The sequence below is a fragment of the Streptomyces sp. NPDC002588 genome, assembly GCF_040295925.1.
Classification (GTDB): Bacteria; Actinomycetota; Actinomycetes; order Streptomycetales; family Streptomycetaceae; genus Streptomyces.
The window spans coordinates 23,366-34,239 of record NZ_JBEOWF010000007.1; the positions used below are offsets into that span (position 1 = coordinate 23,366).

At 72.1% G+C, this 10,874-nt stretch carries 8 protein-coding genes; 2 read left to right on the forward strand and 6 right to left on the reverse strand.

What is annotated here, in order from left to right:
- The first annotated feature begins 97 nt into the window (after nucleotides 1-97).
- Together ABT057_RS09650 and ABT057_RS09655 are read left to right on the forward strand one after the other, a co-directional pair.
- The gene (locus ABT057_RS09650) at nucleotides 98-598 is read left to right on the forward strand and encodes an NUDIX domain-containing protein (protein WP_352341925.1); all 501 of its coding nucleotides are present in this window, start codon (nucleotides 98-100) and stop codon (nucleotides 596-598) included.
- Nucleotides 599-652: 54 nt separating this feature from the next.
- Nucleotides 653-1,378 (forward strand): Sir2 family NAD-dependent protein deacetylase, encoded by a 726-nt coding sequence (locus ABT057_RS09655; RefSeq protein WP_352341926.1) that lies wholly within the window; start codon nucleotides 653-655, stop codon nucleotides 1,376-1,378.
- 66 nt (nucleotides 1,379-1,444) lie between these two features.
- On the opposite strand, the gene ABT057_RS09660 is transcribed toward ABT057_RS09655, so the two are convergent.
- The 6 genes from ABT057_RS09660 to ABT057_RS09685 all read right to left on the reverse strand — a co-directional run bounded on the left by ABT057_RS09660 (nucleotide 1,445) and on the right by ABT057_RS09685 (nucleotide 10,784).
- Nucleotides 1,445-1,933, reverse strand: a complete 489-nt coding sequence (locus ABT057_RS09660; RefSeq protein WP_352341927.1) for a methylated-DNA--[protein]-cysteine S-methyltransferase — start codon at nucleotides 1,931-1,933, stop codon at nucleotides 1,445-1,447.
- On the reverse strand, nucleotides 1,930-3,420 hold the full coding sequence (locus ABT057_RS09665; protein WP_352342155.1) for an AlkA N-terminal domain-containing protein: 1,491 nt from the start codon (nucleotides 3,418-3,420) through the stop codon (nucleotides 1,930-1,932). Before ABT057_RS09665 ends, ABT057_RS09660 begins: the two co-directional genes overlap by 4 nt.
- A gap of 61 nt (nucleotides 3,421-3,481) precedes the next feature.
- Nucleotides 3,482-3,979 carry a DUF7144 family membrane protein gene (locus ABT057_RS09670; protein WP_352341928.1) on the reverse strand — a complete coding sequence of 166 codons (498 nt, stop codon included), beginning with the start codon at nucleotides 3,977-3,979 and terminating at the stop codon, nucleotides 3,482-3,484.
- A complete protein-coding gene (locus ABT057_RS09675; protein ID WP_352341929.1) occupies nucleotides 3,976-5,289 on the reverse strand; it encodes a hypothetical protein in 1,314 nt (437 codons plus the stop codon). Before ABT057_RS09675 ends, ABT057_RS09670 begins: the two co-directional genes overlap by 4 nt.
- Nucleotides 5,290-5,411: 122 nt before the next feature.
- A complete protein-coding gene (lpdA, locus tag ABT057_RS09680) occupies nucleotides 5,412-6,824 on the reverse strand; it encodes a dihydrolipoyl dehydrogenase (protein WP_352341930.1) in 1,413 nt (470 codons plus the stop codon).
- A 78-nt stretch (nucleotides 6,825-6,902) separates the two neighbouring features.
- Nucleotides 6,903-10,784, reverse strand: coding sequence for a glycoside hydrolase family 2 TIM barrel-domain containing protein (locus tag ABT057_RS09685; protein ID WP_352341931.1), 3,882 nt, complete (start codon nucleotides 10,782-10,784; stop codon nucleotides 6,903-6,905).
- Nucleotides 10,785-10,874 lie beyond the last annotated feature (90 nt).

Below are 10,874 nucleotides of genomic sequence, written 5' to 3' on the forward strand. Positions count from 1 at the left end.
GCGCTCCGGGCGGCGGGGCGCCCGGGTACGGGCGGACTGTCGTACGTACGGATGAACCTGGCGGGGGCGGGCGGCCCGTGCTGGATACCCTGCGGAGGTGACTACTTCCAGCGCCTCCGACTTCGCCACGTACATCGCCTCCCTGCCCCGCGTCCTGGCCGGCGCGGCCGTCCTCTTCCGGGACGCGCAGGACCGGGTCCTGCTCGTCGAGCCGAACTACCGCGAGGGCTGGGCACTGCCGGGCGGCACCGTCGAGTCCGACGAGGGCGAGTCCCCGCGCCAGGGCGCGCGCCGCGAGACGCTCGAGGAGATCGGCCTCGACCGTCCGCTCGGACGGCTGCTCACGGTGGACTGGGCGACCGGCCAGGGACGGCCGCCGCTCGTGGCGTACGTCTACGACGGCGGCGTCCTCACGGCGGACGACCTCGGGGCGATCCGTCTGCAGGAGGAGGAGCTGCTGTCCTGGCGGCTGGTCCCGCGCGAGGAGATCCTTGAGCATCTGCTCGGCTCGCTGGGCCGCCGCGTCCTGGCCGCGCTGGACGCGCTGGCCGACGGCTCGGGCGCGGTCGAGCTGGAGAACGGCCACCGGGTGGGCTGAGGCCTCCGGATATCCGTTCGCGCCCCCCTGATCCCCCGTCCTACCCTCGACCCCATGTCCAAGCCCCTCGTAGCCATCCTCACCGGGGCCGGCGTCTCCACGGACTCCGGCATCCCCGACTACCGCGGGCCCCAGGGGCTGTGGCGGAAGGACCCGGAGGCGGAGAAGCTCGTGACGTACGAGTACTACATGCGGGATCCGGAGATCCGGCGGCGCTCGTGGCAGATGCGGCGGGGGAACCGCGCGCTGCGGGCGGAGCCGAACACGGCGCACCGGGCCGTGGTGGAGCTGGAGCGGGCCGGGGTGCCGGTGCGGGTCATCACGCAGAACGTGGACGGGCTGCACCAGCTCGCCGGGCTGCCCGCCCGCAAGGTGCTCGAACTGCACGGCACCGCACGGGAGTTCGTGTGCACCAAGTGTCATGCCCGCGGCCCCATGGCGGACGCTCTCGCCCGGGTCGAGGCCGGCGAGGACGATCCGCCGTGTCTGCGGTGCGGCGGGATCCTGAAGTCGGCGACCGTCATGTTCGGCCAGAGCCTCGACCCCGTGGTCCTCGGCGAGGCCGTCGCCATCTCCAAGGCGTGCACCGTCTTCCTCGCCGTCGGCACCAGCCTCCAGGTCCAGCCGGCGGCGGGCCTCGCCCGGGTCGCCGCCGAGCACGGCGCCCGCCTCGTCATCGTCAACGCCGAGCCGACCCCGTACGACGACATCGCCGACGAGGTGGTCCGGGAGCCGATCGGGACCGCGCTGCCCCGGGTGCTGCGGGAGCTGAGCGAGTAGAGGCGTTCAGGAACGTTCCTGAACTTTCCTGAAGGTTCCTGAAAGTTCCTGAAGGTTCCTGAACGTTCAGAACAGGGCCGTTCCGTTCTCGAAGGCCAGCAGGCGCTGCTTGCGGTCCAGGCCGCCGCCGTAGCCGGTGAGGCCGCCGTTCGCGCCGACGACCCGGTGGCAGGGGACGATGATGCCGATGGGGTTCCTGCCGTTGGCGAGACCCACCGCGCGGGACGCGCCCGGGTTGCCGAGGGCCTCGGCGAGCTCGCCGTAGGAGCGGGTCTCGCCGTAGGGGATCTGCCGAAGCCGGTCCCAGACGGACTGCTGGAACGGGGTGCCGGTCAGCTCGAGTCGGAGGGTGAACTCCTTCAGCTCACCGGCGAAGTACGCCTTGAGTTGTTCTTGCGCCTCGCCGAAGCCGGACGGCGTGTCGTCGCGCGGGCCGAAGGTCCCCTGGGGTGGCCGGTGGCGCTGTTCGGTCATGTAGAGGCCGCACAGTACGCCGTCGTCCGCGACGAGGGTGAGGGGGCCGTACGGGCTGTCGGTGACGGTGTGCTGTTTCACGGGTGACTCCGTTGCACGGGCAGGAAGTTGATCGGGTGGCTGTCGGTCGCCCACAGGTACTGGACCGCGTACGCCCGCCAGGGGCGCCAGGCCGCGGCGCGGGCCGTGAGGGCCGCCGGGGTGGAGGGGAGACCCGACTCCCGGGCGGCGCGGCGGATTCCGAGGTCGGTGGGGAGGAAGGCGTCGGGGTCGCCGAGGGCGCGCATGGCGATCACGTCGACCGTCCAGGGGCCGAAGCCGGGGAGCTCGAGGAGCTGGGCGCGGGTCCGGGGCCAGTCGCTCTCCGGGCCCAGGTGAAGTGTTCCGTCGGCCAGTTGACGGACCAGGGTGGTGAAGGTGGCGCGGCGGGTGCGGGGCATCGCCAGGGACTCGGGGTCCAGCGTGGCCAGCGCCTCGGGGGTCGGGAAGAGGTGGGTGAGACCGCCTTCCGGGTCGTCGACCGGATCGCCGTGCGCGGTGACGAGGCGGGCCGCGTGGGTGCGGGCGGCCGCCGTGGAGACCTGCTGGCCCAGCACGGCGCGCACGGCGAACTCCGCCTCGTCGACGGTCCGGGGCACCCGCCTGCCCGGTGCCTTGTCCACCAGCGGGGCGAGCAGCGGGTCGGTGCGCAGTTGGTCGTCGACGGCGACCGGGTCGGCGTCCAGGTCGAGCATGCGCCGGCAGCGGCTGATGGCGACCGTGAGGTCGCGCAGGTCGGACAGGGTGAGGCGGCAGCCGATGTGGTCGGGGTGCGGGGTGAGGGCGACCACGCCGTGGCCGTGGGGGAGGCGCAGCGTGCGGCGGAGGGCTCCGGCGCGCCACTCCTCCACGCCCGGTACGGCGGTCGCGGCGAGGTGGCCGAAGAGGTTGTCGGGGTTGAGGGGGGCGCGGAAGGGCAGGCGGAGCTGGAGCGTGCCGGCGGGGGCCGTCGGCGCCGGTCCCTTCTTGAGCGCACGAGTGCGCAGTTCGGTCGGGGAGAGCGCGAAGACCTCGCGGACGGTGTCGTTGAAGGTGCGCACGGAGGCGAAGCCGGCCGCGAAGGCGACGTCCGCCATGGGGACCGCGGTCGTCTCGACGAGGAGCCGGGCGGTCTGGGCGCGCTGGGCGCGGGCCAGTGCCAGGGGGCCCGCACCGAGTTCGGCGAGGAGCTGGCGTTCGACCTGGCGGGTGCTGTAGCCGAGACGGGCGGCGAGGCCGGGCACGCCGTCGCGGTCCACGACGCCGTCGGCGATCAGCCGCATGGCGCGGGCCACGAGGTCGGCGCGCTGGTTCCACTCCGGGGAGCCGGGGCTGGTGTCGGGGCGGCAGCGCTTGCAGGCCCGGAAACCGGCCTGCTGGCAGGCCGCGGCGCTCGGGTGGAACACCATGTTCTCCGGCCTGGGCGGCACCGCGGGGCAGCTCGGCCGGCAGTAGATGCCGGTGGTCAGGACCGCCGTGAAGAACCAGCCGTCGAACCGCGCGTCCTTCGACTGCACGGCGCGCACGCAGCGTTCCCGGTCGGTGTGCATCGCTTTCCGCATGGGTCAAGCTTCGGCCACCGACACCCCCGGCGCTGGCGGGAATCCGACATCAACCCCGGCTGTCCTGCGGCACCGCGGGACGCGGTCCGGCCGCCAGCGCCCGGATGACGAAGATGTCGATCGCCATGACCGTCACCGACCAGAGCGGCTGGTACGGCAGGAACAGGAACTGGGCGACCAGGCTGAGGCCGGCGAGGAGGATGCCGGCGGGGCGGGCCCGGCGCAGGTCCTTCAGAAGGGCGGCGCCGGTCGCGGTGGCGAGGATGCCGAGGACGAGGTGGATCCAGCCCCAGCCGGTGAGGTTCAGCTCGTAGACGTAGGCGCCGAGGCGGGCGTAGACGTCGTCCTCGGCGAGGGCGGCGACGCCCTGGAGGACGGCGAGGAGACCCCCGCACAGCATGAGCACGCCGGCGAAGGCGACACCGCCGGTGGCGGAGCCGTCGTGCGCGGCGGGCGCGGGCCGGTGCGGTCCGCCGGGAGGGGTGGACCAGGCGGTGCCGATCTCGCCCTGGGTGTGGCCGGTCGGCCCGTGGGGCTGGGCGGTCATGTGGGGGCGTCCCTTCCGTGGGCGGGCGCCGCCGTCTCCGCGGGCGGGGTCTCGCAGGCCAGGAAGTCGACGATGCTCAGGGCGAAGAGGAGGGCGAGGGCCAGGCCGACGACGACCCAGCCGGTGGGGTACGGCCACAGCACATAGGCCAGGACGGCGCCCCCGGTGAGGATCCAGGTGATCCAGGTGCGGTAGCGGCGGACGAACGGGCCGACGGGGCCGGTGCGCAGACCGGCGTGGTCGGCCGCCGAGCGGACGGCGCCGAGCCCCGCGTGCCACAGGTGCCGGACGAGGCGGGCATGCCGGCCGGGCCCGGTCAGCCAGGCGGCGAGGGCGATGACGACGCCGAGGGCGACCACCACCCGCACTCCGGTGCGCAGGAAGCGGGTCAGGGTGTCGTAGACGGAGCCGGCCGCGCCCTGGGAGACGGAGGCGGGGAGGGCGTCGAGGTAGACGACGCGGAACACGGTCAGGGCGACGCCGAGGAGGAGGGTGGCGAAGGCGAAGCACAGGGCGGAGACGATCAGGACGCGGCGGCGGTGCGAGGAGAGCGCCACGCCGGCGGCGACCAGCAGGACCGACACGATCGGCACCCACACGCCGGCCAGCTCCAGCAGCCGGAAGTAGGTCTTGACCTTGCCGATGTCGTCGGACCTGACGACCGTGAAGTCGGTGTGGATCTCGGGGATCTTCCCGGCGACCGTCATGCCGGAGTCGACGAGCCGCTTCTTGACCTGGTCGACGACGGGGGCGAGGTCCAGGTTCACCGAGTCGTTCTCGATCTTCACCGCGCCGCCGCCGCTGCCCGTGAGGGCCTTGTCGACGGCGCTGTGGATCCTGCGGTTGGCGTCGGTCCAGATCGTCTCGAAGGCGTCGGAGGCCATGACGGCCTGTGCCTTGTCGTGCACGAAGCTGCGGACCGCGCTTTCGAGGGAGGGGCCGAGTTTGCCGAGGGCCTTCTCCAGCAGGGGGCGCTGGGCCGGGGCGGCGTCCTGGAGGAGTGCGGTGAGATCGAGATGTTCCATCACCGCGTTCGTGACACGGTTGGCGGCCGCGTTCTGGATGTCCTTGTCGGAGGCGAGCGGGGCGACCGTGTCGACATAGCGGTCGGTGTCGCCCACGATGCTCGACGTCCAGGCGGCCACCACGCCCAGCGGGGCGAGGATGCAGCCCAGCACGATGAGGACGACCGCGACGATGGAGCGGATCCGGTGGTGGGAGGGGCGGGGGGCTCGCTCCGCCTCCAGTGCCGCGATGCGTGCTCTCAGTGCTTCCAGCTCGGCGTCGGCGGCGCCACCTGAGTCGGGCATGGAGGGCTCCCTCGTCCGTCGCTGGGGTGCTGTGACTGCTGCCAGCAGACCCCGGGCGTGCGGCGAGGGCGAGTGCGGCGGGACCGTCCGGGTGAACGGCCCCGCCGGGAGTCCCGGCCGGCCTACATGTTGATCATGTGGCCGGCCAGGCCGTGCACGGCCTCCTTGACGGCCTCGCCCAGGGTGGGGTGGGCGTGGACGTTGCGGGCGACCTCGTGGACGGTGAGGTCCCACTGCTGGGCCAGGGTGAGTTCGGGCAGCAGCTCGGTGACGTCGGGGCCGATGAGGTGGCCGCCGATGAGCTCGCCGTACCGGGCGTCGCTGATGAGCTTGACGAAGCCGGTGGTGTCGCCGAGGCCGTGCGACTTGCCGTTGGCGGTGAACGGGAACTTCGCGACCTTGACGTCGTACCCCAGTTCCCTGGCCTGGGCCTCGGTGTAGCCGAAGCTGGCGACCTGGGGCTGGCAGTAGGTGGCGCGCGGGATCATCGCGTAGTCGAGTTCCATGGTCTCCGCGTCGGCGAGGGTCTCGGCGGCGATCACGCCCATCGCCTCGGCGGCGTGCGCGAGCATCAGCTTCGCGGTGACGTCGCCGATGGCGTAGATGTGGGGCACGGAGGTGCGGCAGCGGCCGTCGACGTCGATGGCGCCGCGTTCGGTGACGCGCACGCCGGTGTTCTCCAGGCCGTAGCCCGTGACGTTCGGCGCGAAGCCGATCGCCTGGAGGACCTTGTCGGCCTCCAGGATCTGCTGGGATCCGTCCTTTCCGGTGACGGTGACGCGGACCTGCGGTCCCGACTCGTCGATCGTCTCGACGCGGGTGGAGGTGAGCACGTCGATGCCGAGCCTGCGGTACTGCTTGGCGAGTTCGGCGGAGACCTCGGCGTCCTCGAGAGGGGCGACGCGGTCGAGGAACTCGACGATCGTGACCTTCACGCCGTAGTTGTGGAGCACGTAGGCGAACTCGATGCCGATCGCGCCCGCGCCGGCGATGACGACGGACTGCGGGAGGTCCTCGGCGAGGATCTGCTCCTCGTACGTCACCACGCGGGAGGTGCGGCGGGTGCCGGGAAGCAGCCTGGGGGTGGCGCCGGTGGCGATGATGCAGTGCTCGAAGCCGAGGGTGCGGGTCTCGCCGTCGTAGCCGGTCACCTGGAGGGTGTGCGGGTCGAGGAAGGTGCCGCGGCCGTCGAATTCGGTGATCTTGTTCTTCTTCATCAGGTAGTGGACGCCCTTGACGCGGCCGTCGGCGACCTTGCGGCTGCGGCGGTAGGCCTCGCCGTAGTCGAAGGAGACCTGTCCGTCGGCCTTGATGCCGAAGGTCTTCGCCTCGTGGGTGAAGATGTGGGCGAGTTCGGCGTTGCGCAGGAGGGCCTTGGTGGGAATGCAGCCCACGTTCAGGCAGACGCCTCCCCAGTACTTCTCCTCGACGACCGCGACACGTTTGCCCAGCTGGGCGGCGCGGACCGCGGCGACATAGCCGCCGGGTCCGGCCCCGAGGACCACGACGTCGAAGCGTTCGTCCTGCTCGGCCATGGGTGGTTCCCTCTTCCGTAGGTACCGTTTCCTGCTTCCGTCGGGAAACGGTACCCAGGGCTTCCCGCTCGTGGCGTGCTACCCCGTCGCAGTGGGCCGGCGCGAGGCCGCCATGGCCTTGTCCACGCCGCTCAGCGGGCGCAGTCGGTAGGTGTAGGAGTAGTCGCGGTCGGCGAACAGCTTGTACTCGTCGTGGGTGTGCGCGCCCCAGCTGTTGTCGCCGCCGACGCCCATCTGCCGGTGGTTCAGGCGCAGGACGACCTCGGCGCGCGGGGTGAGCTGGTAGTCGTGGCGGGCGCCGACCGAGAGGTCCTCGGGGGTGAGGTGGGAGGCGTTGACCTCGAGGAGCGGTTCGCCGGAGACGAGCAGTCCGTTGCCTTCGCGGTCGGTGAGGGCGGCCCAGCGGACGTCGGTCCTGTTGCCGTTCTCCTGCGGGCGCAGGTAGGAGGTCCGCTGGCCGGTCACCGTGCCCGAGTACAGGCCGACGTCGGTGGCGTCGTTGCGGTCCCAGTGGTTCTCCTCGGGGCCGCGGCCGTAGTAGTGCAGCTCCTCCAGCCGGCCGGGCAGGAGGAGCAGGGTGCCGACCTCGGGGATGTAGGGCAGGGAGGCGGCGCCGGGGTGGAGGGTGTTGTCGACCTTGATCTCGCCGTTGCCGAAGACGGTGTAGGTGGTGGTGTACGCCGACTCGGTGGTCGTGGGCAGGGTGCCGGTGACCCTGATCTCGACGGCCCGGTCGCGCAGGGCGCGGACGGCGACGCCGGTCACCGTGCGGCGGGCGCCCGCGTCGCGCCAGGTCTGGTTGCGGGTGTGCTGGCCGTTGCCGCGGTCGTTGTCGGTGGGGGCGCGCCAGAAGTTGGGGGCGGGACCGGAGACGATCAGGTCGGTGCGGCCGGACCGGTAGGAGGTGATGACGCCGGTGCGTTTGTCGACGGTGACGGAGAAGGTCTCGCCGGTGACGGTCACGGTCGTGTCGCCGTCGGCGTGGGAGAGGGGCGGGACGTCGGTGAGCGGCACCGGGCTGACGGGCGGGCTGCCCGCGTCGAGCGGGAGCTGCTGCCGGGCGATCTCGAAGCCGGCGTCGGCCCAGGGCGTGGGCTCCTTGAGGGTGAAGGAGAGTTCGAGGAAGTACTCGGCGCCGGGCGCGGGGGCGGCGGGCAGCCGGACCGGGACGCTGACGGCCTTGCCGGTCAGTGGCGGGACGTCCAGCTGGTCGCGGGTCAGCCTGCCGCGCTGGACCGTCCTTCCGTCGGCGACGAGCGCCCAACGGCCGTCGAACGCGGAGAGGTTGGTGAAGAGGTGCTCGTTGGTGAGGGTGACCGCGCCGGGCGAGGCGCCCGCGGTCACCTGGACGGCCTGGTAGATGCGTTTGACCTCGGCGGACTTGCCGGTGAGCCCGCGGTCGGCGGTGACGATGCCGTCCCCGGAGAAGGCCCCGTCGTTGGGGTTGTCGCCCCAGTCGCCGCCGTAGGCGTGGAACGTCTTGTCGCGGGGGCGTTTCTCGGTGAGGCCTGCGGTGGCGGCGTCGAACCAGAACCGGACGCCGTCGTCGGCGGGGCCACGGCCGGTGGAGGCGAGTTCGGCGGCGCCGAGGGCCCGTGCGTACACCCTGGCCCGGCGTACGGTGCCGCTGAACTCGCGGGTCGGGTTGTCGACGTCGGTGGCCAGGGACAGGGAGGCGGTGTTGGTGCTCGGCCGTCGGGTGGTGGTGCGGGTGGCCCGTACCTCGCCGTCGACGTACAGGGTCAGCGTGCCCGCGTCCGCGTCGAAGACGCCGGCGACGTGGTGTTCGCGGCCGGTCCAGTCCTCCGGGACCGTCCAGTTCGCGGTGATCCACTGGCCGTCGCCGTGGATGAAGAACTCCAGGGTCCGCCCCGACTGCTTCAGCGCGTACTGGGTGTCGCCCTTGGCGAGGACCGGCTGGTGGTAGCCGGTGACGTGCGGGGTGATCCAGGCTTCCAGGGTGAGGGATCCGGTGAGGTCGAGGCGGGGGTCGCGGGCGAAGACCGTGCCACCCGAGACGCCGTCCTCGCGGGTGAAGGTGCCGGCGGGGGCGATGATCTCGCCCCTGAGCGCGGCGGGGCCGGTCTCGGTGAGCAGCTTGCGGGCCGGGGTGGGCCAGCTGAGGGCCTGGTCGACGAAGTCCCAGATCCAGCCGCCCTGCAGCACCTCGTGACTGCGGATCAGGTCCCAGTACTTCTTGAAGTTGCCGCTGGAGTTCCCCATCGCGTGGGAGTACTCGATCATCACGTACGGCCGGGTGTCGGCGGTGTCCTTCGCCCGCTGCTCGACGCGGGACGGGGAGTCGTACATCTCGGAGCGGATGTCGCTGATGCCCGGGCGGTCGTCGCCCTCGTACTGGATGACGCGGGTGGTGTCGTAGGAGCGGATCCAGTCGTGCATGGCGGTGAAGGTGGAGCCGCCGCCCGCCTCGTTGCCGAGCGACCAGATGACGACGGAGGCGTGGTTCTTGTCGCGGTGGACCATGTTCTGGGCGCGGGCGACGCAGGCCGCGGTCCAGTCGGCGTGGTCGCCGGGGTACTCGCCGCGGATGCCGTGGGTCTCGAGGTTGGTCTCGCCCACCAGATACAGGCCGTACTCGTCGGCGAGCTCCAGCCACTGCGGGTTGTTGGGGTAGTGCGAGGTGCGGACGGAGTTGATGTTGAGCCGTTTGATGATGCGGATGTCCTCGACCAGGTCGGCGCGGGTGAGGGCGGAGCCGCGGGCCGGGTGCATCTCGTGGCGGTTGGTGCCGCGGAAGGAGACGGGTCTGCCGTTGATGCGCATCAGCCCGTCCCTGAGGGCGAACTCGCGCAGACCCACCCGGTGCGAGAGCGTCTCGGTCACCCGGCCGGCCGGGTCGCGCAGCCGCAGCACGGCGGTGTAGAGGTACGGGTCCTCGGCCGACCACAGGCGCGGCGCGGGCACCGCCTGCGCGGCCTGTACGGTCGTCTCCGCTCCGGCGCCCAGCGTGACGGCCCGGGTCAGCGGCCGGGGCCACACCGGGTGCCCGCCCGCGTCGTACAGCTGCGTCTCGACGGAGTACCGGCCGCCGCCCTGGCCGCCGTAGTCCCGCACGCTCGCCGTGACCGACAGGTCGGCCGTCCGGTGGTCGTCGCCGAGCGGGGTGTCGAGGCGGAAGTCGCGCAGGTGCACGGCCGGGGTGGAGTACAGGTAGACCGAGCGGAAGATGCCGCTCAGCCGGATCATGTCCTGGTCCTCCAGCCAGTCGCCGTCCGAGTGGCGGTAGACCTCGACGGCGATCTGGTTGGTGCCCGCCCGGAGGTGGTCGGTGATGTCGTACTCGGCGGGGTCGTAGGAGTCCTCGTGGTAGCCGACGAGCTCGCCGTTGATCCACACGTAGTGGGCGGACTTGACGCCCTCGAAGTGGAGGAACGTCCGCCGTCCCGTCCAGTCGCGCGGGACGGTGAAGGTACGGCGGTACTGGCCCACGGGGTTGTGGCGGGTGGGCGCGGAGGGCGGCTGGGCGTCCTCGCCCAGGCCGTTGGCGCCCCACCACGGGTAGGTGATGTTGATGTAGATGGGGCGGTCGTAGCCGTGCAGCTGCCAGGCGGAGGGCACCGGGATGGTGTCCCAGCCGCTGTCGTCGAGGTCGGTGCGGTGGAAGTCGGGGTCGCGGTCGTCGGGGCGGTCCGCGTGGGCGAACTTCCAGGTGCCGTCCAGACCGATCCGCCACGGCGAGCGGGTGCGGTCGGCGGCGAGGGCCTGGGCGAGGGTCGCGTACGGCATGAGGGTGGTGTGCGGGTCCTCGGTGCCGATCCGGAAGACGTCGATGCGGCCGTTCCATTCGGGGGTTTCCCCGGTGCCGTCCGCCGCGGCGGCCCGGGGCGAGCCGAGCGGTCCGGACAGGGCGAGCGCGCCGAGCGCGGCGGCCGACCCTTCGAGCAGTCGGCGGCGGCTGACGAACGACCGGCTCATGGGCGGCTCGTGCGGGTGCGACATGACCACGACCTTCCTCGGGGAGGACCGTGCGGCTCTGCACGGAAGGTGTGTCAGATCTTGTCCACTCCTGTTTGGAAAGCGCTCATGGAC